General features: G+C 68.7%; 18 protein-coding genes. 5 read left to right on the top strand and 13 right to left on the bottom strand.

Annotated features, from left to right (window positions below):
- The first annotated feature begins 1 nt into the window (after position 1).
- Positions 2-721: a hypothetical protein gene (locus tag ACR4XJ_RS06010; protein WP_434754363.1), complete on the top strand. Its 720-nt coding sequence runs from the start codon at positions 2-4 to the stop codon at positions 719-721.
- 321 nt (positions 722-1,042) lie between these two features.
- Entirely contained in the window at positions 1,043-1,759 is a 717-nt protein-coding gene (locus ACR4XJ_RS06005) for a superoxide dismutase (RefSeq protein WP_434754362.1), read from the top strand.
- A 245-nt stretch (positions 1,760-2,004) separates the two neighbouring features.
- Here the strand turns inward: ACR4XJ_RS06005 and ACR4XJ_RS06000 are convergent, their stop codons facing one another.
- From ACR4XJ_RS06000 to ACR4XJ_RS05980, 5 genes are all read right to left on the bottom strand, one after another.
- Entirely contained in the window at positions 2,005-4,761 is a 2,757-nt protein-coding gene (locus tag ACR4XJ_RS06000; protein ID WP_434754361.1) for a PEP/pyruvate-binding domain-containing protein, read from the bottom strand.
- Positions 4,762-4,817: 56 nt separating this feature from the next.
- Positions 4,818-5,177, bottom strand: coding sequence for a response regulator (locus tag ACR4XJ_RS05995; RefSeq protein ID WP_333505016.1), 360 nt, complete (start codon positions 5,175-5,177; stop codon positions 4,818-4,820).
- A 203-nt stretch (positions 5,178-5,380) separates the two neighbouring features.
- Positions 5,381-7,081, bottom strand: a complete 1,701-nt coding sequence (locus ACR4XJ_RS05990; RefSeq protein ID WP_434754360.1) for a sensor histidine kinase — start codon at positions 7,079-7,081, stop codon at positions 5,381-5,383.
- 376 nt (positions 7,082-7,457) lie between these two features.
- Positions 7,458-10,184 carry a PEP/pyruvate-binding domain-containing protein gene (locus ACR4XJ_RS05985; protein ID WP_434754359.1) on the bottom strand — a complete coding sequence of 909 codons (2,727 nt, stop codon included), beginning with the start codon at positions 10,182-10,184 and terminating at the stop codon, positions 7,458-7,460.
- Positions 10,185-10,227: 43 nt separating this feature from the next.
- Positions 10,228-10,695: a response regulator gene (locus ACR4XJ_RS05980; RefSeq protein WP_434754358.1), complete on the bottom strand. Its 468-nt coding sequence runs from the start codon at positions 10,693-10,695 to the stop codon at positions 10,228-10,230.
- A 256-nt stretch (positions 10,696-10,951) separates the two neighbouring features.
- Here ACR4XJ_RS05980 and ACR4XJ_RS05975 point away from each other — a divergent pair, with 256 nt between their 5' ends.
- From ACR4XJ_RS05975 to ACR4XJ_RS05965, 3 genes are all read left to right on the top strand, one after another.
- Positions 10,952-12,070: a sensor histidine kinase gene (locus ACR4XJ_RS05975; RefSeq protein WP_434754357.1), complete on the top strand. Its 1,119-nt coding sequence runs from the start codon at positions 10,952-10,954 to the stop codon at positions 12,068-12,070.
- Positions 12,055-13,521 (top strand): sigma-54-dependent transcriptional regulator, encoded by a 1,467-nt coding sequence (locus ACR4XJ_RS05970; protein WP_434754356.1) that lies wholly within the window; start codon positions 12,055-12,057, stop codon positions 13,519-13,521. The genes ACR4XJ_RS05975 and ACR4XJ_RS05970 overlap by 16 nt, the downstream gene beginning before the upstream one ends.
- A gap of 233 nt (positions 13,522-13,754) precedes the next feature.
- A complete protein-coding gene (locus tag ACR4XJ_RS05965; RefSeq protein WP_434754355.1) occupies positions 13,755-14,480 on the top strand; it encodes a GntR family transcriptional regulator in 726 nt (241 codons plus the stop codon).
- Between the two features lie 259 nt (positions 14,481-14,739).
- Here ACR4XJ_RS05965 and ACR4XJ_RS05960 read toward each other — a convergent pair whose 3' ends face one another.
- The 8 genes from ACR4XJ_RS05960 to ACR4XJ_RS05925 all read right to left on the bottom strand — a co-directional run bounded on the left by ACR4XJ_RS05960 (position 14,740) and on the right by ACR4XJ_RS05925 (position 24,734).
- Positions 14,740-15,825 carry an Ldh family oxidoreductase gene (locus ACR4XJ_RS05960; protein ID WP_434754354.1) on the bottom strand — a complete coding sequence of 362 codons (1,086 nt, stop codon included), beginning with the start codon at positions 15,823-15,825 and terminating at the stop codon, positions 14,740-14,742.
- A gap of 31 nt (positions 15,826-15,856) precedes the next feature.
- Positions 15,857-17,890, bottom strand: coding sequence for a methyl-accepting chemotaxis protein (locus tag ACR4XJ_RS05955; RefSeq protein WP_434754353.1), 2,034 nt, complete (start codon positions 17,888-17,890; stop codon positions 15,857-15,859).
- A gap of 294 nt (positions 17,891-18,184) precedes the next feature.
- Entirely contained in the window at positions 18,185-19,435 is a 1,251-nt protein-coding gene (larA, locus tag ACR4XJ_RS05950; RefSeq protein WP_434754352.1) for a nickel-dependent lactate racemase, read from the bottom strand.
- Positions 19,436-19,634: 199 nt separating this feature from the next.
- Entirely contained in the window at positions 19,635-20,348 is a 714-nt protein-coding gene (locus ACR4XJ_RS05945) for a TerC family protein (protein ID WP_434754351.1), read from the bottom strand.
- 87 nt (positions 20,349-20,435) lie between these two features.
- Positions 20,436-21,944: a tripartite tricarboxylate transporter permease gene (locus ACR4XJ_RS05940; protein WP_434754350.1), complete on the bottom strand. Its 1,509-nt coding sequence runs from the start codon at positions 21,942-21,944 to the stop codon at positions 20,436-20,438.
- A 12-nt stretch (positions 21,945-21,956) separates the two neighbouring features.
- The gene (locus ACR4XJ_RS05935; protein ID WP_434754349.1) at positions 21,957-22,415 is read right to left on the bottom strand and encodes a tripartite tricarboxylate transporter TctB family protein; all 459 of its coding nucleotides are present in this window, start codon (positions 22,413-22,415) and stop codon (positions 21,957-21,959) included.
- 69 nt (positions 22,416-22,484) lie between these two features.
- Positions 22,485-23,453, bottom strand: a complete 969-nt coding sequence (locus ACR4XJ_RS05930; protein ID WP_434754348.1) for a tripartite tricarboxylate transporter substrate binding protein — start codon at positions 23,451-23,453, stop codon at positions 22,485-22,487.
- 117 nt (positions 23,454-23,570) lie between these two features.
- Positions 23,571-24,734 (bottom strand): UxaA family hydrolase, encoded by a 1,164-nt coding sequence (locus tag ACR4XJ_RS05925; protein WP_434754347.1) that lies wholly within the window; start codon positions 24,732-24,734, stop codon positions 23,571-23,573.
- Between the last annotated feature and the right edge of the window lies 1 nt (position 24,735).

The raw sequence follows: 24,735 nt of genomic DNA, 5'->3' as shown, positions 1-24,735 counted from the left end.
CATGCTTATCCACAGCAAGAGCAGTTTCATGAAGGGCCTGCTGCTCATGGGCTCCTTCTGCGCGGTCTTCTTCATGATCTTCATGCCGCTCTTTCCCGGTGACGGCGGCAAGCCCCTGAACGGCCTGGAATACTCGGACGACCTGTTCAACAAGCTGTCCAAGGGCTCGTCCTACTTCATCCCCGAAACCCAGAGGCGCGTCGAACCGCTGAAGGGCAAGGTCGTCGAAGTGGCCTACTCCTCCAAGAAGGCTGACGACGCCGCCAAGGTGTTCGCCGCCGTGGGCGTGACCGCCACCGCCGAAGGCTCCACCCTGAAGGTGCAGGGCGACCTGGGCGCGCTGCTCGCCGCCGCCGTGGCCGACTCCGACGCCATGTACAAGAACGACGGCAAGGCCGTTTCCGCGCGCTACGCGGGCATGGACCACATGACGGTCATGGAGGCCTGGTGGGAAGGGCTGAACCCCATGATCAAGGCGCTGCAAAAGAACAAGATGGTGGAAGAAGCCGGCGTCGTGGACTCCGTGCTGAAGCGCGCCGTGGAAACCGGCTACAACTTCTACGGCATCCCGGCCGCCAAGGTCATGGACAAGCTGGGCGTGATGATCGGCCTGCTGGTCTTCTACGTGCTGTATACCGTGTGGTACGGCTTCGCCATCTTCGAACTGTTCGACGGCATCGGCCTGACCATGAAGAAGTCCAAGATCAAGCAGGAAGCGTAGCCGCGCCTGCCTGACCGCATGACGACCACGGCCCCTTCGCCACCCGGCGGAGGGGCCGTTCCCTTTTCGCGTCCGCGCCGGAAAAGATTCCTTGCGCCCCACCTCTTGCGGGATGAGTGATTCATGGTATGGTGGGAACACTCGCCCGCATTTCCGGCCCGGCCGGATTCGCCGCGCTGCCCACGCGCGCCTGCGGGCTTCGGCATCCGGTACCCACGGGGCCTTCACGCGCCCCGTTTCGCCGCACCGTCCCTCTCCGGCATTTTCCGGTCATCTCCGGAGAGCTTGGCGCGGCCCACCTTCATCCGCAAGGAGAACGCCATGCCGTCCAATTTCACCCGCCGCTGTTTCATGTCCCTGTGCGCCTCGGCCACCCTGGTGGCCGCCGGCACCCGTCTGCTCGGCCCCTCGGTGGCCCACGCCGCCGACGCCCCCGACGCCTTCCCCATGCCGCCGCTGCCCTACCCCGAAAACGGGCTGGAACCCGCCATCAGCGCGCGCACCATCTCGTTCCACTACGGCAAGCACACCGCCGCCTACTACGCCAACATGAACAAGGCCGTGGCAGGCACCCCGCTGGCCTCCATGAAGCTGGAGGAAGTGGTCAAGTCCGTGGCGGGCGACCCGGCCAAGGCCGGGCTGTTCAACAACGCCGCCCAATCCTGGAACCACACCTTCTACTGGGCGGGCATGAAGCCCGGCGGCGGCGGCACGCCCCCCGCCAAGGTGGCCGACGCCCTGTCCGCCGCCTTCGGCTCCGTTGACGCCTGCGTGACCCAGCTTTCCGACGCCGCCAAGACCCAGTTCGCCAGCGGCTGGGCCTGGCTGGTCAAGGGCCGCGAAAACGGCAAGGACGTGCTGAAGGTGCTGAAGACCGGCAACGCCGAAAACCCCATGACCCAAGGCTACACCCCCATCCTGACCATCGACGTGTGGGAACACGCCTACTACCTGGACTACCAGAACAAGCGCCCCGACTACGTGCAGGCCTTCTTCGACAAGCTGGTGAACTGGGACGAGGTGGCCAAGCGGTTGTAAGAAAGGATTTTCAAGAGAATCGGGGAGGGGACCTTTTAAAAAAGGTCTCCCTCCCCGAACCCCACCCCCCAAAACTTTTTGTTAGGGGGGGAATTAATTACAGGGGCGTGACGAACACGCCTTCATAATTTGGCCAGCAACCCACCAACAATTAAAAAGCTTTGGAAGATGGAGGTCTGGAGGAAGAAACCTTTTCCAAAAGGTTTCTTCCTCCGGTTACTTCTTTCTCCCAAAGCTTCCCGGCGTTACCCGGTGACAGGCGCAATCTTCGCCATGTCGGCGGCGATGCGGTCGCGGATGGGGCCGAACACGCGTTCGTTGTGGGCCACCATGTCGATCTGGCGGGTGTGGATGAGCAGGTAGCCCACGCCGCGCACCAGGGTGAGGATGCGCTCCTTGGGCAGTCCTTCGAGGGAGGCGAACAGGGCGTCGTCCTTGACGTCGGCGCGGAAGCCGCGCGCTTCCAGCACTTCGCCCACGAAGCGGGCGCGCAGGGTGCGGCGTTCGGAACTGGCGGCGCCGCCCTTGAACTGGAAGGTCACGTAGTTCTCGTGCGGGTTGTCGGCGGCCATGGCTTCCACGGTGCAGAAGTGGTAGCCGAAGCGCGCCTGAAGATTGCAGTAGTCGCGCGAGATCATGAGGAAGTTGCGGTTGGCCAGGGTGGTGGCGGCGGTGGGCTCCAGGTCCGGGTTCACGGCGGACTCCATCATGACGGACAGGAACCCGCGCGCGTCAGTGGCGGGCGGCCCGGCCCAGGGCACGGCGGTCATGCCGTCCCACAGGGCCAGCATGGGGGCGGAGGCGATGTCGGCCAGGTCCACCACGGGGCCGGACACGGGCTTGCGGAAGCCGCCGTCGATGTCCAGCAGCCAGTACTGCAATTTCGTGCCGTTGACCCGCAACTGCTTGCCCAGACGCTGCGCGCCGGGCTCGGCGACGCCCATATGATCGGACACGCCGAAGAGCACCTCCACGGACTTCTCGTGGCAGAAGCGGGTGATGTCGTGCAGGGTGCGGCAATGGGCCGGGGCGAATTGCGGCGATTCCGGGTCCAGCAGGTGCAGCGGCAACACGAGCCGCGCGGCCTCGGCCAGCGCGGTGTGCACGGGGCTGCCCTCCATGAGGTTGCGGCGCGGGGCGTGGCCCAGAAGTTCCTCGATGCGGCCGGGATGCACGCGGCGGTTGTCCGCGTCCACGGTGACGATGCCCGCGTTCTCCAGAAGTTCTGCGGCGCGGGGCAGGCCGAACAGGGCGGGCACGCCGTACTCGCGCGCCACGCTGGCCAGATGCCCGGCCGCGCCGCCCGCCTCTGCCACCACGGCGGACGCGCGGGACAGCAGCGGCGCCCAGCGCGGCAAGGCCCGCTCGATGACCAGCACCCCGCCGTCGGGGAAGGACAGCAGGTCCATGTCCTTGCGCACCACGTGGGCCAGGCCCGCGCCAGCGCCGGGGCTGACCGGGGTGCCGCCCAGCAGGAGCACCGGCGGACCGGATTCGCCGCAATTGTAGCCGCCGGACAGGGGTGCGTGCGCATCCGCACGCTCCGCCGCCCCGGTCTCTTCACCCGTGGGCGCGCATTCATCCCCGGCTACGGGCGATTCGCCCTGGGGCAGTTCGTCGTGGCGCGCCTCGCGCAGGGGGCGGCTTTGCAGGATGGTCAGCACGCCTTCCGGGCACACCGCCCACTCGATGTCCTGCGGCTCGCCGTAGAACACCTCGAACCCGGCGGCCAGAGAGGCGATTTCCAGGGCGCGGGCGTCGTCGATGCACGGGGCGTCCACCATGTCGGCGGGCATGTCCTCCAGCCGCACGCCCTCCACGGGGTCGCGCACGAAGCGCTGGGGCTTGGCCGCGATCTGCCGCTGCGCCACCTGCATGGGCACCTCGCGCGAGACCACGAACACGTCCGGGCTGAAGCTGCCGTCCACCACGGCCTTGGGCAGGCCGGGCACGGCGTTGATGACCACGGTGTTGTCGCGCAGGTCCAGCGGGTTGCGGCTGTAGGCAACGCCCCCCGCCACCGCGTCCACCATGACCAGGCAGCCCACGCACATGGGCACGTCCTCGTCGGGGATGCCGCGCGCCAGGCGGTAGGTCATGGCGGTGACGCCGTACTTGCTGGCCACGATATCCTTGAAGGTGTCCAGCACGTCCTCGGGCGGCACGTTGAGTTCGGAGCGGTACTGCCCGGCGAAGGAGGCGTCCAGCGAATCCTCGCCCACGGCGCTGGAGCGCACGGCGAAGCGCACCTCCGCACCCGCGCAGGCGCTGGTGCCGGGATGGGGGGAATGCAGCGGCCCGGCCAGGCGTTCCACCTGCGCGGTGATGGCGTCGGCCAGGTCGCCGGGCACGGGCGCGGCCAGGATGAGTTGCTGGATGGACGCGGACAGGGCGAACACCTCGTCCAGGCGGGTGGCGTCGGCGGCCTGGATGCGCCGGTCGATCTCCTCCTGCAGGCCGCCCGCCTCCATGAAGCGCTGGTAGCCGCTGGCCGTGACCACGAAGCCGTCGGGCACGGTGATACCGAGGCGGCGGCGGATTTCGCCCAGGTTGGCCATCTTGCCGCCGGTCTGGTCCGCCAGGTCCACGCCGGTGGCGGCAATGGGCAGCACCAGCGGGCCGCCGCCCGCGCGCACGTGGGGGGCCACCACGGCCTCGATGCCGGTGCGGATCTCGTCGAATTTCGTTTCCAGTTCGGGCCAACGGTTGTCGGACAGCGCGTTGAGGTGCCGCACGATCTGGAACACGCTGGCGCACACCCGGGTGCAGGCCCCGCGCACGTAGGTCATGCCGAAGGGACGCACCCCGCGCAGGGCTTCCTCCATGTCGGCCATGATCTCGAGGGCGCTCTTGTTGGCGGACAGCAGCAGCCGGAACCGCGAGCAGCGCTCGCGGTACAGCGCGCGCAGCCGTTCGGTTTCGGCGTCGGACACGCCCCCGTCCTGCGCAGGCGCGTCCTGCCGCCGGAACAACGTGCCGAGTTTGTGGAAAAAGCCGCCCATGTGCTATCCGCTGTCGTGTCCGTCGTGAGGTGTCCGCCGCCGTGCTCACGCCCCGCTCAGGCGTGGCGCACGGCCTCGCCCAGCTTGAAGATCAGTTCGTTGATGGCCACGGGCTTCAGCATGTAGTCGAACGCGCCCAGTTCCATGCCCGTCAGCGCCGCGCCCAGGCTGGCATGCCCGGTCAGCAGCACCACCGGCACCTCGGGCCGCAGGGCCTTGATGCGCCGCAACGTCTCCAGCCCGTCCATGCCCGGCATCTTCACGTCCAGCACCACGGCGTCGTAGACGCCCTGCTCCACGCGCGCCACCGCGTCCGCGCCGTTGTCCGCCGTGTCCACCTCCATGCCGCGCCGCGCAAGCCGCTTGTGCATGAGGTCCAGAAATTCCGTTTCGTCATCCACGATGAGAATCTTCATGGCTCTGCCCCGTATGGTTCCCCAAAATCCTATGCTTCGCGCCGGTGGAAAGCGGGGCTCTGCCCCGCGCCCCGCAAGGGGACCGCGTCCCCTTGACCCCTTTTTGGGCTACTCCCCCCGTTGAAAAGTTTGGGGGGATGGGGGTCCGGGGGAAGGAGACCCTTTCCGAAGGGTCCCTTCCCCCGGTTGAATCGGCGCAGGCTCTACCGCAAGTTGAGCAGGGTATCCTGCGTGAAGGCGGGCGGCGCGGTGGGCAGAAGCACGGTGAAGGTGGCCCCGTTGCCGGGGGTGCTTTCCGCCACGATGCGGCCGCCGAGTTTTTCCATGATCGAGTAGCAGATGGCGAGCCCGAGGCCGGTGCCTTCGCCTGCCTTCTTGGTGGTATAGAACGGGTCGAAGATGTGTTCGAGCACGTCGGGGGAGATGCCGCCGCCGGTATCGGTGACGGCCACGAACACTTCATGGCCGCTTTCGGTGGCGCCGGTGCGCACGGTGATGACCCCGCCCTGGCCCACGGCGTCGATGGCGTTGTCCAGCACGTTCAGGATCACCTGCTGCACCTGGGCGGTGTCGGTGGTGATGGCGGGCAGTTCGGCGTCGAAGTCCTTGTGGATGGTGATGGAGCGGTGCAGGGCTTCGCTTTCCAGGAACTTCACGGTCTGCTCGGTCAGCACGTTGAGCGGCACGTTCTCCTGCATGGGTTCCATGCGGCGGCCGAAGCCCAGCATGCGGTGGGTGATACCCTTGGCCCGGTCCACGTGCTGTTCGATCTTGTTGGCGGCTTCCTCGATCTCGTTATGGTGGGCCATGCGCGCGGGGTCTTCCTCGGACAGCAGGTCGCGGATCCACCCGGCGTTCTCGCGGATGAGCATGAGCGGGTTGTTCACCTCGTGCGCCACGCCGGCGGCCAGCTTGCCGAGGGCGGCCATCTTGCTGGACTGCATGAGCGAGGCGTCGAGCATGGCCTGCCTGCGGTCGGCCTCGATGACCTTGTCCACGATGATCCGGGTGGTGAAGAAGGTGCCCAGGCAGATGACCACGGCCCCGCCCAGCAGGAACAGCACCACGATGAGTTGGGTGTGCACCAGCGGCGAAAGAGGTTCGCGCGGGTCGTCCATGACCACCAGCAGCCAGGGCATGTTTTCGAGCCAGGTCATCCCGGTGACCATGGGGCGGCCTTCGGTGTTGGCGATGGTGTCCACCACCACCCCGCGCTTGGCCCTGTCGGGCGTGGTCATGCGCAGGGCGGGCCGGGTCATGATGGCGCCGTTGTTGCGCGAATCGGATTGCAGGGTGCCGTCGGTGCCCAGCAGGAAGGCGTCGCTGTTGGTGCCGGAGTAGGCGCGGTGCAGCATGGCGCTGACCGCGGCGGAATCGATGGTGGCCCGCAGTATCCAGGCCCGGCCGTTCTCGCGGCGCATGACCGCGATGATGAAGTGCGGAAAGCGGCGGAACCCGGTGAACACGTCGCTGACGTACTGGCCCTTCAGCATCACCTCGTGGAACCACGGCTCGTCGCGGTAGTTGGCCGCCTCCAGCGAGTACGGCCCCACGTAGGCCACGTGCTCGCCCTGGTCGTTGATGACCCCGATGTCCACGTAGGAGCGGGCGTTGGACTGGATGACCCCGAAGATGGTGCCCAGTTGGGCGGGGTCGGACAGTTCGCCGAACGAGTGGGTCCAGGCCAGGCTCTTGATCTGCGAGACGCGCTCGGCCAGGAAGGTGTCCAGCGCGCGGCGCTTGCTTTCCGTCACCGCCTCGATGCCCGAGACCATGCGTTCGTGGTAGGTCTTGGAAAACTGCAGATGGATGAAGAAGCCCAGCGCGAAGAGCGGCACGAGCGAAAAGGCGAGCATGGCGAAGGTGAGCCTGCGCCGCAGCCTGGTGTATCCGCCGATGTCCATCCAGCCTCCGTGGGCGGGCCGCCCCGGCGAAAGGGGGGCCCGGAAAAAGGCCGCCTCGGGCGAGGGGTCTTGGGGCAAGGGAGGAAAGCGCCGCCCGGCAGCGGACGATACGTCGGCCACGGCGCGAAACCGTTGCGCGTGCGACACATTCGTTTCGGCAGCGGCACGTCGGCACGCCGGGGCGGCAACCCCTCTCCCCCGGTGGCACATCCGTGGAACACGGGCCGCGCGGGGGTCACCCCATGTGCGACAATTACCCGATCATCCAGCATTTTACAATCGCAAGGAGCGTCCGGACCGCCGGAACGGGGAAACATCCGTTTCGCGCCCCACCCGTTTCCGCCCTGTGGCCGGGGCCGCGCCCGGCGACGGGGGATCAGACCGGGGCGGCCGGGTCCACGGCCCGGCGCGGGCGCGCGGCTTCAACAGATGCGGCCTGATCGGCCTCTTCCAGCAGGCGGCGGCAGTCGGCCAGCATGGCCGCGCGCCGCTCGGCCAGTTGCGGACCGTCGTTCATAATCATGTCCAGTTGGCGGGTGTGGATGGTCATGTACCCGGCCACCAGCAGCATGCGCAGGGCCTGCACCTCGGGCAGGTTCTCGATGCGGGCCGACAGCGCGTCGCGCCGCACGGTGCAGGCAAAGCCGAATTCCTTCAGCAGCCCGGCCACGAATTCCACCCGGCGCACCCGGCGCTCGATGTTGGCGGCCCCGCCGCGCAACTGGAAGACCACGTAGTTCTCGGGGGTGCGTTCGCCCACCAGCGATTCCACGGCCACGAAATGGAACCCGAAGCGCGAGTGCAGGCTGCAATAGTTGCGCGAAACCATGAAGTAGTTGCGCTCGGTGAAGAACGCGGTCTGGGCCGCCGGGTCCAGATGCGGATTGGCCGTGGCCTCGAACATCACCGACAGGAACCCCTTGGCGTCCACCGGCGGCGGCCCCTGCCACGGCACGGCGTTCATGCCGCGCCACAGGGCGCGCATGGGCACCGAGGTTATCCGCGCGATGGGCACCAGCGGGCCGTTGACCTCGCCGTCGAAGCCGTCGTCCAGGTTGACCACCCAGAATTGCTTGGGCACGTCGCATTGCAACTGCTTGACCCGCTGCGGCGCGTGGCGCTGCTGCGAGCCGAAGCGGAACATCTCGGCCACGGCCTTTTCGTGGCAGAACCGCCCGAGATCATGGAAGGTGCGGCAGTTGGCCGACTTGAAGTCCGGCGAGTCCGGATCCAGGGTCAGGGGCAGCATGTGGTGGGCGGCGGCGTCCAGGGCCTGGAGCACCGGGCTGCCGGGCATGAAGTTGCATTCCGGCGGGGCCGATTCGACGAAGGCATCGACGCGGCCGGGGTAGATCACGCCCACGTCGCCGTGCACGGTGACCACGGCCCCCTGCTCCAGCAGGTCCAGCGGGCTGCCCTGCCGGAACGGCCCGAACACGGCGGGCTTGCCGAATTCGCGCGCCACGGCGGCCAGTTGGCTGGAAATGCGGCCCCGCTCGGCCACCACGGCCCCGGCGCGGTCCAGCAGCATGCCCCATTCGGCCAGGTCGCGCCGCACCACCAGCACCGCGCCGTCGGGGAAGGAGCGCACGTCGTCGCGTTCGCGCACGATGTGCACCGGCCCGGCCACCACGCCCGGCCCGGCGGTGACCCCGCCGTCCAGCAGGGCCGGGGGCGGACATTCGGTCTGGGCCGCGTCCTCGGCCTCCGATTCGGCGTAGCTTTCCGGCAGGTGCGAGCGCGGCGCGGGCAGTGGACGGGCATGCAGCAGCGAGACGGAGCCGTCCGGCTCCAGCAGCCAGTCGATCTCCTGCGGCAGGCCGTAGCGTTCCTCCACGGCCAGCGCCAGTTCGGCCACGGCGCGGGCCTCCGTGTCATTTAGAACCGGCAGAACCGGTCCGGCGTCCGCGCCAGTTCCGGGGGCGATGCTGCGCAGCCGAACCGAGCCGCCCGCGCGGCACACGTGGTAGGCGTCCACGTCGTGCGCGCCGTCCTCCACGGCCTCGGACAGACCGCGCGCGGCGAACACGTGCACCGAGGTGTCGCGGGCGTGCAGGGGGTTGCCGGTGTAGGCGATGCCCCCGGCCACGGGGTCTTCCACGGCAAAGCAGCCCACGCACACGCAGGTGCCCGCGTCGCGCAGGCCCCGGTTGCGGCGGTAGGCGATGGCCTGGGGCGAATACTTCAGGGCCAGGGTGGCGCGCAGCGCGTCGAGCACCCGCTGCCGGTCGGCGTCGTCAAACAGCGGGATGGACGGCCCCCACAGGGTCATGCCGCCCGCGTCGTCGTCGCCCCCTTCCCCCGCGCCGGTGGACCCCTGCGGCCACACCCGGCCGCGCAGCAGCAGGCGCATGTTGCGCCCCCGCGCGCCGGGACGGGCGGCCACACGGGTCCGCAGGGCGGACAGGGCGTCCATGAACGCGTCGGCCACCTCGCCGGGCACCTCGGCCGCCAGGATCAGCCCGGCGATGGAGGGCGAAAGGTCCATCAGGTTGTCCGGCCGGATGCCGCCCGATGCCTGCACCCGCCGCCCGATCTCCTCTTGCAGGCCCTGATGGCGGAACAGCCGCTGGCAGGCGGCGGCGGTGACGATAAACCCGTCGGGCACGCCGCCGCCCGGCCCGCCCGGTCCGCCAGACGCGCCGCCCCCGCGCGGAGCCAGGGCGTCCCGCAGCCCCCCCAGGCGGGTCAGGGCCGGGTCGGCAAGGTCGGGCTGGGCAAGGTCCGGATGGCCGAACGGCAGGGCAAGGGGGCCGTCCATGGTGGCCGGGCGGCCGTAGACGATGGCCGAGACCTCGGCCTGGATGGCGTCGAAGCGGGCGGAAAGCTCGGGGTAGCGGCCGGGGGCCAGTTCATCCAGCTGGCGGATGCACTGGAAGACCTGGGTGGTGATGCGGGTGCACAGCGAGCGCACCGTCTGCATGCCGAAGGGATGGACGCAGCACAGGGCCAGTTCCATCTCGGTCATCACTTCCTGGAGCTTGGCCCAGGCGTTGAGCACCAGCTTGAAGCGGTGATGGCGCGCCGCGAAGGCCTCTTCGGCGGCGGCGCGTTCCTCGTCCCGCCGCTTGCGGCGGAAGGGCAGCCAGCAGAACAGCCCCATGGCGTTTTCCCGGGTCGGAGTATGGTTTGGACGTTCCCTGCGGCTACGCGCCGCCGCGCCCGCGCGCCGCAGCCCTGCGGTCGAGCTGGCCCTGGGTGTAGGCGTCCTCTATCTTGAACAGCAGTTCGTCGAAATCCGTGGGTTTCATCAGGTAGCCGAAGGCCCCCAGGCGCATGCCCTCCACCGCCACCTCCATGTCGGCGTGGCCGGAGAGCATGATCACCTCCACCCCCGGAAATTCGGTGCGGATGCGCTCCAGCGCGCGCATGCCGCCCATGCCGGGCATCTTCACGTCCATGACCACCACGTCGGCCCCCTGGCGGGCCAGGTGTTCCAACGCTTCTTCGCCGCTGGCCGCCCGCGCGGCCGGAAAGCCGCGCTTGCCCAGGCGCAGGGCCAGCATTTCGGTGCTTTCGGGCTCGTCGTCCACCAGCAGGATGCGCGGCAGGGATCTGCCGGCGCCGGATTGGGCGTCACCGGATGAAGCGTCTGATGTCGGCGTGTCGGTCATGGGGCCTCCCGGCGTCAGGCTGGCGGTTCCCGGCCCTGAGGGGGGCGGGGCAGGTCCGCCCCGCCTTCCTACCGCTCTTTGGCATGGGCCACAAGGTGGCTTGACGCACGGCAGCGGTCCTCCCTCCCCGGCAGCCTCCCCGGCAGACCACGCCCCGGCCCGTCTCGTTGTTCCCGCGCGCGAATTGGGCTAGAACCGCCCCTGACCCACTGACACGACGGACACCGCAACCTTACATTCGGCCCACGGATTCGCCATGGTGAACTGGATACTGCCCCGGGTGGTGCGCTTTCGCCCCAGCCTGCGCGTGCGCATCGGCCTGCTGCTGGCCGCGCTGGCGGCCACGTCCATGGCCGCCGCCGCGCTGCCGCTGCTCATGGCCAGCGGGCGGCTGTCGCTGCCCACGCCCTTCGGCACCTGGACGGCGGACCCGGCCACCGACGCCCTGGGGCTGATGCTGCTGGTCCTGTTCCTGGCCGGGCTGCTGGCCGTGGTGGTGTTCCGCCAGGTGCTGGGGCCCATCCGCCGCCTGGCCCTGGAAGGGCTGGAGGACGCCGAGGCCTACGGCAACGAGGTGGAAGTGCTGGACCGCCGCCTGCGCCACCTGCTGGACACCATGCACCGCACCCAGGTGCAGCTGGAGGAAAGCCACGAAACCCTGCGCCAGACCGAAAAGCTGGCCCTGGTGGGCAAGCTGGCGGCCGGGGTGGCCCATTCCATCCGCAACCCGCTGACCTCGGTGAAGCTGCGCCTGTTCGCGCTGGAACGCAGTCTGAAGCTGGGACCGGACCAGCAGGACCAGCGGGAGGACTTCGAGGTCATCGCCGCCGAAATCCGCCACCTGGACGCCATCGTCACCAACTTTCTGGAATTCTCGCGCCGCCCGCGCCTGCGCATGCAGCCGGTGAGCCCTTCGGACGTGGTGGACATGACCCTGCAACTGCTCAAGCACCGCATAGAATCGTTCAACGTGGCGGTTTCCGTGCACCGCGCCGAACGCCTGCCCGAGGTGGACGGCGACGCGGAGCAGCTCAAGGAAGCGCTGGTCAACCTCATCCTGAACGCGTGCGAGGCCATGGGCTACGACGGCACGCTGGACATCACGGAAGAAAAGGGCATCATCAATCCGCTGGGCCGGGCCGTGGTCATCCGCATCGCGGACAGCGGCCCCGGCGTGCCCCAGCACATCCGCGAGGAAGTGTTCCAGCCGTTCTTCAGCACCAAGGAGGAAGGCACCGGCCTCGGCCTGCCCATCGCCCGGCGCATCTTCGAGGAACACGGCGGCTGGCTGCACCTGCACTCGGCGCACGGCAAGGGGGCCACCTTCGTCATCGTGCTGCCCGCCCGCAAGGACGACTCATGGCTAAGATCCTGATCGTCGACGACGAACTGCAACTGCGCCAGAGCTTCCAGCGCCTGCTGGCCGGGGAAGGCCACGACGTGCGCGCCGCGTCCACCGGCGAGCAGGGGCTGAAGCTGGTGCGCGAGGAATTGCCCGACCTCGTGATCATGGACGTGCGCATGCCGGGCATGGACGGCCTGACCGCCCTGCGCGCCATGCGCGAGATAGACGCCCGCCTGCCGGTGGTCATCATGACCGCCTATTCCACCACCGAGACCGCCATCGAGGCCACCAAGATGGGGGCCTTCGACTACATCCTGAAGCCCTTCGAGATACCGGACATCCTGGCGCTCATCGAGCAGGCCGTGGAGGCGGGCCGCCGCATGCGCGCCCGCGTGGACATGATGGCCGACGGCGCGGACGGCGAGGGCGGCGGGCAGGACCCGCTGGGCGAAGCCCTGGTGGGCACCGGCCGGGCCATGCACCAGGTGTACAAGGCCATCGGCCGGGCCGCGCCCACCGACGCGCTGGTGCTGGTGCGGGGCGAATCGGGCACCGGCAAGGAACTGGTGGCCCGCGCCGTGTACCAGCACAGCCTGCGCGGCCAGAAGCCGTTCCTGGTCATCAACTGCGTGGCCATTCCGGACACGCTGCTGGAAAGCGAGCTGTTCGGCTACGAGAAGGGGGCCTTCACCGGGGCCACCAACCGCCGGGTGGGCAAGATAGAGCAGGCCAACGGCGGCACCGTGTTCCTGGATGAAATAGGCGACATGCCGCTGGGCATCCAGGCCAAGCTGCTGCGCCTGTTGCAGGAAAAGCAGATCGAACGGCTGGGCGGCCGCCAGCCCATACCCGTGGACGTGCGCATCATCGCGGCCACCAACACCGACCTGGAAGCCGCCGTGGCCGACGGGCGGTTCCGCGAGGACCTCTACTACCGGCTGAAGGTGGTCACCCTGTGGCTGCCCCCCCTGCGCGAACGCAGCGAGGACATCCCCCCCCTGGCCCGGTATTTCCTGGCCCGCTTCTCGCGCGAGATGGACATGCCGAACCCCGGCATCACCCCCGAGGCATTGGCCTACCTGGAAGCGCAGCCGTGGCCGGGCAACGTGCGCGAACTCGGCAACACCGTGCAGAAGGCGCTGGTGTTCAGCCGGGGCGGGCCGCTGGGCGAGCCGGACCTGAAGCAGGCCCTGGAGGCCAGCCGGGGCATCCGGCCCGGCAGCGAAGGCCCGGCCTGCGACCTTTCGCTGGCCGCCGACCAGACCATGCAGGAGCTTATCCGCCGCACGCTGAGTGAAAGCGACAGCGACAACGTGTTCGATGCGTTGATGGACCACGTGGGGCGGCTGGTGGTGCGCGAGGCGCTGCACCTTACCGGGGGCAACCGCACCCGCGCCGCGCGCCTGCTGGGGCTTTCGCGCCCCACCCTGCTGGCCAAGATAGAAAAGTACGGGCTGCGCATCGAAACGCAGGTATCCTGAGACGTGGGGAGATGCGCCGGGAGGGGCGGCCCCGGCGATCCGGGGGCAGGAAACGGCGCGGCCCGCTCCGCATGCGGCGGAACGGGCTGATTGGGCGAACTCTCAGCCTCTTGTGCTGTGCCCGTTTCTCGGATAGTTGCAGGGCACGGGTCAAGACTGATATCTTATATTTATTGCAAGACCCGCCACCCAACCCGGGGGCCGATCACTCCCGAGACTACAAACAAATACGCATGCCTGTAAAGCCCGCCTTTCATCCTCTCTACCAGCAGGTCAAGGAATCGCTGATCCGCCGCATCGCCATCGGCGAATGGGCGCCGGGCACCTTCCTGCCCAGCGAACCGGCCCTGGCCGAAGAATACGGCGTCAGCCACGGCACCCTGCGCAAGGCGCTGAACGAGCTGACCGCCGAGCGGCGCGTGGTGCGCTATCAGGGCAAGGGCACGGCCGTGGCCACCTTCGACGCCGACGAGGCGTTGTTCCGCTTCTTCCGCATCGTCAGCTGCGAGGACAGGCGCACCCTGCCCATTTCGGAAGTGTACAGCGCAACCCCGGCCAACGCCGACGCCGAAGAGGCGGCGGCCCTGGACATTCCCGTGGGCGCGCCGGTGTTCCGCATCGAACGCGTGCGCTCGCTGGACGGCGTGCCGCTGCTCAACGAAAGCATCTCGCTGAACTGCGCGCGCATGCCCGGCATCGAGGCCATTCCGCACAACGCGCTGCCCAACACCCTGTACGATTTCTTCCAGAAGCGGTTCAACGTCACCATCGCCAAGGCGGATGAAAGCATCACCGCCGTGGCCGCCGACAGGACCGACTCCCAGCGCCTGGGCGTGCCCGTGGGGCACCCGCTGCTGGCCATCCGCCGCGTGGCCATGGACATCGAGGACAACCCGGTGGAACTGCGCCACACCCGTTGCGTGACCGCCAACTTCCACTACCGCACCAAGCTGTCGTAGCCGCGCGGGCCGCCGCCCGGCGCCGCGTGAAAGGGCCTTCCCGCCGGGGAAGGCCCTTTTGCGTTTCCCCGCGTGGCGGGGGTGCACCGCCGGGATGTTGCCGCCGGAAATCCTAGGGGCTGTTTCTAAATTGTCCTTTCGCCCGTTGGCTGCGTCAAACTTCGTCTGCCATGTCGGTCGAATACGGTAAGAGTATACTCCCTCATGGCAGGCTCGTTTTCCTTGCCAACGAACGAAAGTCCTAAGTTAGAAACAGCCCCTAGACCATGCCTGCGCGCCGCAGCAATTCCTCGTGCAGGGGCCGGGGCACGGGCACCCCTTCGCGCAGGGCGCGGCGCTGCAATTCGAACCGCCGGGCGCCGGGCAGGCGGGTGCCCGGCTGGTCCAGCACGTGGCCCAGCAGGGCGGCGGCCCGTTCGGCGAAATCGGCGCCGAAGGCATGCGGCGAAAGCAACACCATGCACTGTCCGGTGCGCGGCGGACCGCCTTCGGCGTCCAGGAACGACGTGGCCTCGAAGGCATGGTTGCTGCCGGTGAGCGACGCGGACAGCAGTTCCACCATCAGCGCCAGGGCCGCCCCCTTGGCCCCGCCAAAGGGCAGCAGCATGCCGCCCAGCGCCACGGCCGGGTCGGTGGTGGGCCTGCCGTCGGCGGCCACGGCCCAGCCCTCGGGGATGGGACGGCCCACGCGGGCCGCGTCCACGATGCGCCCGCGCGCCACGGTGCTCAGCGAAAGGTCCAGCACCAGCGGGTCCGGCCCGTCCGCTCCTGGCCCATCGGGGGAATCGGAGGAATCGGAGGAGCCGGGCGCGCCGGTTCCTTCCCCCCTGCCGGGCAGGGCCACCGGCGGGCAGGCGAAGGCCACCGGGTTGGTGCCGAACGAGGCGCGGTTGCCGCCCCACGGGGCCATGGCCGCCGGGGTGTTGGCGAACAGCAGCGCCACCAGCCCCTGCCGGGCCGCCCGTTCCACGTGCAGCCCGCCCACGCCGCAATGGTGCGAATCGGTCACGCCCATGACCGCGCAGCCCATCCGCTTCGCCAGGGGCACGGCCACGGCCAGCCCGGCGTCGATGGCCGGGTAGGCGAAGCCGCACGCGGCGTCCACGCGCACCACCGCCGGAAACGGCGTTTCCACGCGCGGCACGGCGTCGCCGCGCACCTTGCCCACCGCCGCCTGGTCCGCGTACTGCGGCAGGCGCGACATCCCGTGCGAGGGGATGCCCATGCACTCGGCCGCCACCAGCGCGTCGGCCACGCTGGCCGCGGCGTCGGGGCGCACGCCCACCCGTTCCAGCGCGGCGCGGCACAGTGTTGCGAGGTCTTCGGGCCTGACGATGACTGCCATGGTTGCTCCCGGGGCCGAGGCCCCTGTGTTGTTACGCGCGCAGCCGGTGCAACGCCTGCTCCAGTTGCGCGGCCATTTCCGACAGTTCGCGGATGGCCACGGCCGACTGCTGCATGCCGCCCGCCGTTTCCGCCGCGATGTCGCTGACCGACTGCACGGTGCGTCCGATCTGTTCGCTGGCGGCGGACTGCTGCTCCGCCGCCGTGGCTATGCCGTTGACCTGCGCGGCGGAGTCGCCCACGATGCGCACGATGGCGTCCAGCGCCTGGCCCGATTCGCGGGCGGACCGGGTGGCCTCGCCCACGGCGGCCACGGAGTGCTCCACCGCGTCCACGTTGCGCCGGGCCACGTCCTGGATGCCGCGCACGCTGCCGCCCACTTCCGCCGTGGCCTGCATGGTGCGCTCGGCCAGCTTGCGCACCTCGTCGGCCACCACGGCGAAGCCCCGCCCGGCGTCACCGGCGCGGGCCGCCTCGATGGCCGCGTTCAGCGCCAGCAGGTTGGTCTGGTCCGCGATGTCGGCGATCATCTCCATGACCTTGCCGATGGCCTCGGCCTTGACGCCCAGTTCCTGCATGTTGCGGCGCACCGCGTCGGAGCCCTCCGCCACCTTCTCGATGGCGGCGACGGTGCGGGCCACCACTTGGGCGCCCTCTTCCGCGTTGCGGCGCGAATCGTCGGACCCGCGGCTGGTGGCGGCGGCGCTGGCGGCCACCTCGGCCACGGCCGCGTTCATCTGGGTGATGGCGGCCAGGGTTTCGGCCATGCGCTGCTGCTGCACCTCGGCCCCCGCGCCCACCTGCTCGGCCTGGGCGGCCAGTTCTTCCGCGGCGGCGGCGATGCGCGCGGAAATGGCGTGGGCCTCGTCCGCCACCGAAAGCATGGTCCTGTTGGCCGATTCCACGCCCGTGCGGGCCTCGTCCGCCTGCTGCATGGCCAGGCGGGCCCGCTCCGACTCCTCGCGCGCCCGGCGCGATTCCTCTTCGGCGCTGGCAAGGTGGGCCTTCAGCGATTCCACCATGTCCACGATGTGGCCGTATACCCCCGTGTGCGGGCTGCCGTCGTCGATGGCGTAGTCGCCCTCGGTGACCCGGCGGGCGATGTCGGCCAGTTCGCCGGGGTCCTTGCCCAACTGGCGCATGGTGCCGCGCGGCAAAAGATACGCGATGACCGCGCCGACGCACGTGGCGGCCAGGGCCACCCCGGCCAGCAGCCAGGTGGCGGTGCGCGACGCGGCGGCCAGGGCCTGCCCGGCGTGCTCCATGGCTTCCCCGGCGGCGGCCTGGGCCGCCTCCAGCACCTGGCGCTGCTGCTCCAGCGCGGCGAAGCGCGCCTGCATGGTGCCCGCGCACAGGCCGAAGGCCATGCCGTACTCGTTCAGCAGCCCTTGCAACTGCCCCAGGCCCTCGGCCATGGCCGGGTCGTGCTGCCCCTCGCCCGCCAGCTCCAGTTGCTTGCGCACCTCGAACAGGTGGCGGTTCACCTTGCGCCGCAGGTCCTTGTCCGGCTGCACCAGAAACTGGCCCGCATGCACCCGCACGGTGCCGAAACCGGCCATGGCCGCGCCCAGGTGCCGGTAGGCGCCGAAGCGGGCCGCGTCGGGGGCGGCCTGCATGGCGGCGGAAAGCGTCTCTTCCAGTTTGGCTCCGGCGGCCTGCACGGCCTCGGCGTTGCGCACCAACCCCTCGCGCATGACCGAAATTTCCTGGGTGGAGGAAACCAGCTGCCCGAAGGCCGTCTTGAATTTTTCCAGGTTTTCCACCAGGGCCTTGCCGTCGGCGTCGGCCCATTCCTCGCTCAGGGTGCCCATGGCCCCGGTGACGATGGACAGGGCCCCGTCGAGATGCTGGCCGGTGACGTCGGCCTGCGCATCCTCTCCGAGCAGCATGTAGCGCCCCATGGACGCCTCGGCCGAGGACATGCGGCGCATGCCCGTCTCGATGGCCGTGGCGTACCCGCCATACCTGACCATGTCGTGCATCCCCCGCCACCCGATGCCGCCGACGACGACCGTCAGCAGGAGTACGGCCAGAAAGCCGAGATAGAGCTTGGTCTTCAGAAGCATGCTGCCCTCCGGAGTGTGTCTGCTGTTCCGCCGACGCGCCGCCGGAGGCGGAAATCCTCCACCGGCGCGCACCGCCGGTCCACACGGACCGGCCCCGCCTTGCTGCTGTTCCGCCCCCTTGCGTTGCAGGTTGCATGCATGCGGGCCGCTTGTCGGCCCAGGGCTCCCCATCCCCCCGGACGGGAGCCGCCTGCTTCTGTCGATGCCTCGCCGCCGGACCCGCCGCCATGAAGGCGGCGGGCGGGGCCGCACGGCCCGCCCGCCGCGTCAGGAGGAGGCAGGCATGCAATCCGTCTATTTTCTGTAGAAGAACGACGAGTTGGCGCTTTTCACCACGGCCACGCGCGGGTTCTTCATTCCGGCCAGCCAGCCGTCCACGGTCTGCTGCATGTCGCCGGGCACCAGATGGCATTCGCGCATCCGGTCCGGGTCCAGGTCGGAATGCACCACCACGTCGAAGCGGGTGGTGGACCGCGCGAACAGGAAGCCCTTGTGCGCGCCCATGCGGAACGCCCCGGATTCGAAGTCCTTCTTCAGCGAATGCGCGCAGGGAAAGCGCCGCACGTAGTCGTGGTACACCTCGTCCCCGATGCCCTGGCCGCATTGGGCCACCAGCAGCACCCTGGCCCCCGGCGCGGCGCACTGCACCGCCGTGTTCAGCCCCTTCTGGGCCTGGTACAGGCAGATGTCCTTGGGCGCGCCCCCGCACGAGGCGATGACGATGTCGTACGGCTCGTCGTAGGCCAGCCCGTACACCCCGGCCGTGACCTTGGCCGCGGCGCGCATGACCAGCGGGGGCCAGCCCGCCAGCACCGCCACCGGACGCTTGGCCGCGTCCAGCACCACGTTGACGGCCAGGGCCACCCCGGCCAGTTCGCCCGCCTCGTCCAGGTCGAGGCGCACGGGGTTGTTCTCTATGGCGCCCACGGTGGCGGCCGGGTCGCGCATCAGGCGGTGGTTGGCCTCGATCATGGCGGCCGAGGCGCAGCCGATGACCACGCCCTTGGCCCCGCCGGTGAAGCCCACGAACTGGTGCGCGTCCACCATGCCGATGACGATCCTCAGGTCCGCCGCGCCGTAGGCGGCGTTGACCTCCACCGGGGTGCCGCGCGTGGTGGCGCCGAAACGGGCCACCGGCGAATGCTCGGCGTCGTGGGCCACCACGCGGCAGCCCCGCAGGTCTTCCGGCAGCACGCGGGCAAGCTGGGCCTCGTCCGCCGGGGGATGCAGGCCGCCGCCCACCACCACCACCACGTCCTGCGGCTTCAGCGCGGGATACGCGGCGAACAGCCTGTCGAGCAGGGGCGGCAGCAGCAGGCGCACCGGCACGGGGCGCGTCTCGTCGGGCACGGCGATGGCCACGGAGCGCGGGGCCGGGCGGTCCTCCAGCCGGGGGCAGCCCAGCGGGTCGTCCAGGGTTGCATGCAGGGCGGCCAGGGGATCGGCCAACGGCTCCACGGGGTTCGGCTCGAACACGTCCACGTGGATGTCCTCGGGCAGTTCCAGGGGCACGTGGCCGTGCCCGTACTTCAGGTCGATGCGCATGGGTCGCAAACCTCTTGCATGAAATGTTGCCGCAACGGGATGCCCCGAAAAAGCCGAAGCCCCCGCCGCGCGGTACCGGCACGGGAACACGCACGACGGGGGCGGAACGGATGACGCCTACGGCCCACGCCGGGCAGCGGGCGCACGGAGGGTGGCGGGAGCGCCCAACAGCATCGCGCCCCCGTCACTCCGGGCCGCATCAGCCGTCATCGGAAACCCTGCCGCGCACCACGGCGCGGTGCAGGCGGGGATAGGCCAGCACGAGCGCGACCCCCAGGATCATGGCGCCGTATTCCACGACCGGAGTCTGGGGCAACACCGAATGCATGAACGGGTCGGTGACGATCATCTCGCCGCCCACCTTGCCCAGCACCGCAGCGCCGATGGTGATGATGATGGGGTAGCGCTCCATGAGCGTGGACAGCAGGTTCGAGGTGAACACCACGAAGGGAATGCTGAGCGCAAGGCCGAAGATGAGCAGGCCGAGGCTGCCCTTGGACGCGCCCGCCACGGCCAGGATGTTGTCCACGGACATGACGAGGTCGGCCACCACGATGGTGATCATGGCGTCGAACAGGCCCTTGCACTCGTGGCATTCCTTCTCTTCGCCGCCGCCTTCCATCAGCAGCTTGACGGCGATCCACAGGATGAGCGCGCCGCCCACCAGCTTGACGTAGGCGATGCCCAGCAGCTTGGCCGCGAAGAAGGTGATGATGATGCGCAGCAGCACCGCCGCGCCGGACCCGAGCAGGATGCCCATCATCTTCTGGCGATGGGGCAGGTTGCGCACGGCCAGCGCGATGACCACGGCGTTGTCCCCGGCAAGGACAAGGTCGATGAGCACGATGCTGAGCAGCGCGCTGAGAAATTCCCAGGTGAAGGCGATACCGCCGGGAAACAGGACTTCCATCATCTGACTCACTCCTTGGGATGATCCGCGAAAAAAGAGGCGCCCGGCGTGACGTACCCAAACGGCACGCCGGGCGCTTCAAGGCAGGGGTTAGTCGTCGCCGTCGGCCAGGGCCTCGGCTTCGCCGCTCTTGTACTGGGTCCACAGGCCGCGCACGAACGAGCCGATGGCCAGCACCATGAACACGCAGGCGATGGGACGGGTGAAGAACACCCCCCACGAGCCGCGCGACATGAGCAGCGACTGCGACAGCGAGGTTTCCAGCATCTGGGCCAGCACGCTGGCAAGCACCAGGGGGGCCATGGGGAACTTCAGCTTGCGCATCAGGTAGCCGATGATGCCGAAGATCAGGGTCACCCACACGTCGAACAGCAGGAAGCGGATGCTGTACGCCCCGAGCACCGCGAACACAAGGATCAGCGGCCCCAGCACGGGGAAGGGAATGAGGGCGATGCGCGCCCACATGCCCACCAGCGGCAGGTTCAGCACCAGGCAGATCAGGTTGCCCACGTACATGGAGGCGATGATGGCCCACACGAAGGTGGGGTCGGACTGGAACAGCAGCGGGCCGGGTTGCAGGCCGTACATCATCAGGCCGCCCAGCAGCACGGCCAGGGCCGGGCCGGTGGGCAGGCCGAAGGCCAGCAGGGGCACGAAGCCGCCGCTGGAGGTGGCGTTGTTGGCGCCTTCGGGCGCGGCCACGCCCTCGATGGCGCCCTTGCCGAAGCTTTCCGGGTTCTTGGACAGCCGCTTTTCCATGTCGTAGGCCACGAAGGTGGTCACGGCGGGGGAACAGCCGGGCAGCAGGCCCATGAAGAAGCCCACGATGGACGAGCGCAGCATGACCCAGCGGCAGCGGTACACGTCGGCCCACTTGGGCATCCATTCGACCTTGCGGTTGTCGAGCATGTAGGTGATGCGCTGCTCGACGTTGCAGAACACTTCGCCCAGGGCGAACAGGCCGATGATGACGCTGATGAAGTTGACCCCGGCCATGAGCTCGTCCGAGCCGAAGGTCAGGCGCCCCACGCCGGTCAGGGGGTTCTGGCCCACCAGGGCGGCGGTGAGGCCCAGGATGGCGCTGACCAGGCCCTTGAACAGCGCCTTGCCGGCCAGGCTGACCACCAGGGACAGGCCCATGACCATCAGGGCGAAGTATTCGGGCGGGCCGAAGTACAGGGCGAAGCCGGCCAGGGTGGGCGCGAAGAAGGTGAGGCCCAGCAGGCTGACCGTGCCCGCCACGAACGATGATATGGCCGATATGGCGAGCGCGGCTCCCGCTCTTCCCTGTTTCGCCATTTCGAAGCCGTCCAGGGCCGTGGGCACGGACGAGGCCTCGCCGGGAATGTTGACCATGATGGCCGTGGTGGAGCCGCCGTACATGGCCCCGTAGTAGATGGCGGCCAGCATGATGATGGCCGGGGTGGGCGGCAGGAAGGTGGTCAGGGGCAGCAGGATGGCGATGCCGCTGGAGGGGCCGATGCCGGGCAGCACGCCCACCAGGGTGCCCACGAAGCAGCCCACGAACGCCCACATGATGTTTTCGGGGCTCATGGCGATGGCGAACCCCTGGAACAGCAGGTCGAATGAGAAGAACATGCGCGGACTCTCCTATGCACCCAGCACGCCGAGCGGGAAACTAAGCGAGAGGTAGTGGATCATGAGGTAGATGAACACGGCAGTGCCGAGACCGGAGAGAATCCCGGCAAGCACGCTCATGCCGAGATAGGGCACGAGCACGGCGACGAAGATCATGCTGGCCACGGGCAGGCCCAGTATGTCGATGACGGCGATGTACACCACCAGCGCCACCAGGGTGACGCCGATGTGCCGCCACCCCTCGGCGTCCGGCCAGTCGATGGGAATTTCCTCGCCCTTGTAATTCATGGCCCGCACGACCAGCAGCACGCCGCCGATGGCGGTCAGCACGCCACACAGCAGCGGCAGCGCCTTGGACGGCAGGCGCTCGCCCATGAGGGCCGGGATGTTCATGGCCGCGATGGTCACGGCCACGCCCAACAGGCAGATGAAGATGCCGCTCACGATGTCGGCAGAGCGGAGTGTCCGCATAGAAGGCCCCCTCTCGGATGCACGAGGGGGGCGGGCCGGAGGCACCACCGGCCCGCCCCCCTCTTCGAGTTACTTTTTGATGGAGTTCGCCAGTTCGGTGTACTCGGCGGTCACCTTCTTGATGTACTCGACGCTGGCGGCATGGCCCATGGACAGGGGCACGAAGCCTTGGTCGCGCATTTCCTTCTGGATATCGGGATTGTTGGAGATTTCCAGGAAGGCCTTCTCAAGGGTGGCGATGGCTTCGGCCGGGGTGTTCAGGGGAACCCCCACGCCGCGGTCGATGGAGTCGACCATGTTGAAGCCCTTTTCCTTCAGGGTCGGCGCGTCGGGGAAGTGCGGGAAGCGCTGCTCGGTGGAGAACGCCAGCACGCGCAGCTTGTCCTTGAAGCGCACGAGGTCGTCGGAGTTGGCGAACACGGCGTCCACGTGGCCGCCGAGGATGGCGGTCATCTGGGGGGCCGAGCCGGTGAACGGCACGTAGCTGAAATGGACGTCCGCGAGCTTTTCAAGGCGCAGGGTGGCCATGTGGTGGCCGGAGAACGCCGCGGAGCCGCCGATGGTCACGCCGCCCGGATCCTTCTTGGCGGCGGCCAGCAGATCGTCAACGGTCTTGAACGGGCTGTCCGCGTTCACCGCAAGGCCGAGGGGCGTGCTCTGGAACATGGCCACGGGCACGATCTGCTCGGTCTTGTAGCCCACGTTCTGCTGCATGGGCTGCAGGATGATGTGCGGGGTGTTGATGGTGTAGAAGGTGTAGCCGTCGGGCTTGGTGCGGGTCAGTTCCTTCCAGCCCACCGCGCCGCCGCCGCCGACCACGTAGTCGACCACGATCTGCTGGCCCAGGCTCTGGTGCAGGTACTTCTGCTGGCGGCGGGCCTCACGGTCGGACTGTCCGCCCGGATCGAAGGTCACCACGTAGGTAAGCTGTTTGGTGGGAAATTTGTCTTCAGCGGAGGCGGAGGCGGTCCAGAGCATGGCGACGCACAGGAACGCGATGGCGAGGACGTTGCGGAGGCTGTAGCACCGGTTCTTCATGGCCTTTCTCCTGCCGGCCGGTCCGGCCGGGCTCGTTTGACCTGTTAACCTACAGTCCCAGACACGGAGGGGGAAACTCCCCCCGTGAACGACCACGGGGGGAGCAGGAGTACGAGACTAGGCGCTTTCGTACAGGCGGGTAAGCACGAACTCGCGGTGGCCCAGCACTTCGGCGGCGGTGTTGCGGCCGTTGGCGGTGCGGATGGCCATCTCCACCAGCTTGTCGCCCGCGCCGTCCATGGTCAGTTCCTTGCGCAGGATGCCGGAGACGTCCACGTCGATGTGCTCGCTCATGGTGCGCACCGTGCGCGGGTTGGCGCACAGCTTCACCACGGGAAGGATGGGGTTGCCGATGACGTTGCCCTGCCCGGTGGGGAACAGGTGCACCACGTACCCGGCGGCCGCGCACAGGGTGACCATTTCCGCCGCGGCGGACGAGGAGTCCATGAACCACAGGCCGGGGCCGGTGGGGGCTTCGGCCTTGTCCAGGCAGCCCACCACGGGGGCCTTGCGGCCGATCTTCTGGATGTTGCCCAACGCCTTTTCCTCGATGGTGGTCAGACCACCCTCGATGTTGCCCTTGGTGGGCTGCGAGTCGGAAAGGTCGCTGGTCTTGTGGTCGTCCACCAGCTTGGCGTAGCGGTCGAAGAAGAACTGGAACTGCTTGCGCACTTCGTCGTTGGCACAGCGCTCCGCCACCAGGTGTTCGCCGCCGGTCAGTTCGGTGGTTTCACCGAACAGCAGGGTGCAGCCCTGTTCGTACAGCTTGTCGAAGGCGCTGCCCACGGTGGGGTTGGAGGCGATGCCCGAGGTGGTGTCCGACTCGCCGCACTTGGTGGACACCCACAGGTCGCTGACCGGGCATTCCACGCGCTGCAGCTCGGAGGCCCAGTGCATGAATTCCTTGGCCTTGCGCGAGGCGTTGCAGATGGTGTTGTGGTCGCCGTTCTGCTCGATGGAGAAGCCCGCCACCGGCTTGCCGGTCTTGGCGATGCCTTCCACGATGCGGTTCGTCCACTGCGGCTCGATGCCGATGACCACCACCGCGGCCACGTTGGGGTTGCTGCCCATGCCGATCAGGGTCCGGAAGTGCAGCTCCAGGTCTTCACCGAACTGCAGGCGGCCATACGGGTGCGGCAGGGCCATGGTGCCCTTGACGTTGTTGGCGACGGCCTCGGAGGCGGCGTTGGAAAGGTCGTCCAGGGGCAGGATGATCACGTGGTTGCGCACGCCGACGCGGCCGTTTTCGCGGCGGTAGCCGAAGAAGGTATTCGCGGTCATG

The sequence above is a fragment of the Nitratidesulfovibrio sp. D1 genome, from assembly GCF_051133415.1.
In the GTDB taxonomy this organism is placed as follows: domain Bacteria; phylum Desulfobacterota; class Desulfovibrionia; order Desulfovibrionales; family Desulfovibrionaceae; genus Cupidesulfovibrio.
This window is presented reverse-complemented; position numbering and strand designations above follow the sequence as displayed.

What these genes read in the sequence shown, in the direction of transcription:
- ACR4XJ_RS06010 (WP_434754363.1), top strand. Translation starts at nt 2, where the DNA reads ATGCTTATCCACAGCAAGAGCAGTTTCATGAAGGGCCTGCTGCTCATG.
- ACR4XJ_RS06005 (WP_434754362.1), top strand. Translation starts at nt 1,043, where the DNA reads ATGCCGTCCAATTTCACCCGCCGCTGTTTCATGTCCCTGTGCGCCTCG.
- ACR4XJ_RS06000 (WP_434754361.1), bottom strand. Translation starts at nt 4,761, where the DNA reads ATGGGCGGCTTTTTCCACAAACTCGGCACGTTGTTCCGGCGGCAGGAC.
- ACR4XJ_RS05995 (WP_333505016.1), bottom strand. Translation starts at nt 5,177, where the DNA reads ATGAAGATTCTCATCGTGGATGACGAAACGGAATTTCTGGACCTCATG.
- ACR4XJ_RS05990 (WP_434754360.1), bottom strand. Translation starts at nt 7,081, where the DNA reads ATGGACATCGGCGGATACACCAGGCTGCGGCGCAGGCTCACCTTCGCC.
- ACR4XJ_RS05985 (WP_434754359.1), bottom strand. Translation starts at nt 10,184, where the DNA reads ATGGGGCTGTTCTGCTGGCTGCCCTTCCGCCGCAAGCGGCGGGACGAG.
- ACR4XJ_RS05980 (WP_434754358.1), bottom strand. Translation starts at nt 10,695, where the DNA reads ATGACCGACACGCCGACATCAGACGCTTCATCCGGTGACGCCCAATCC.
- ACR4XJ_RS05975 (WP_434754357.1), top strand. Translation starts at nt 10,952, where the DNA reads ATGGTGAACTGGATACTGCCCCGGGTGGTGCGCTTTCGCCCCAGCCTG.
- ACR4XJ_RS05970 (WP_434754356.1), top strand. Translation starts at nt 12,055, where the DNA reads ATGGCTAAGATCCTGATCGTCGACGACGAACTGCAACTGCGCCAGAGC.
- ACR4XJ_RS05965 (WP_434754355.1), top strand. Translation starts at nt 13,755, where the DNA reads ATGCCTGTAAAGCCCGCCTTTCATCCTCTCTACCAGCAGGTCAAGGAA.
- ACR4XJ_RS05960 (WP_434754354.1), bottom strand. Translation starts at nt 15,825, where the DNA reads ATGGCAGTCATCGTCAGGCCCGAAGACCTCGCAACACTGTGCCGCGCC.
- ACR4XJ_RS05955 (WP_434754353.1), bottom strand. Translation starts at nt 17,890, where the DNA reads ATGCTTCTGAAGACCAAGCTCTATCTCGGCTTTCTGGCCGTACTCCTG.
- larA (WP_434754352.1), bottom strand. Translation starts at nt 19,435, where the DNA reads ATGCGCATCGACCTGAAGTACGGGCACGGCCACGTGCCCCTGGAACTG.
- ACR4XJ_RS05945 (WP_434754351.1), bottom strand. Translation starts at nt 20,348, where the DNA reads ATGATGGAAGTCCTGTTTCCCGGCGGTATCGCCTTCACCTGGGAATTT.
- ACR4XJ_RS05940 (WP_434754350.1), bottom strand. Translation starts at nt 21,944, where the DNA reads ATGTTCTTCTCATTCGACCTGCTGTTCCAGGGGTTCGCCATCGCCATG.
- ACR4XJ_RS05935 (WP_434754349.1), bottom strand. Translation starts at nt 22,415, where the DNA reads ATGCGGACACTCCGCTCTGCCGACATCGTGAGCGGCATCTTCATCTGC.
- ACR4XJ_RS05930 (WP_434754348.1), bottom strand. Translation starts at nt 23,453, where the DNA reads ATGAAGAACCGGTGCTACAGCCTCCGCAACGTCCTCGCCATCGCGTTC.
- ACR4XJ_RS05925 (WP_434754347.1), bottom strand. Translation starts at nt 24,734, where the DNA reads ATGACCGCGAATACCTTCTTCGGCTACCGCCGCGAAAACGGCCGCGTC.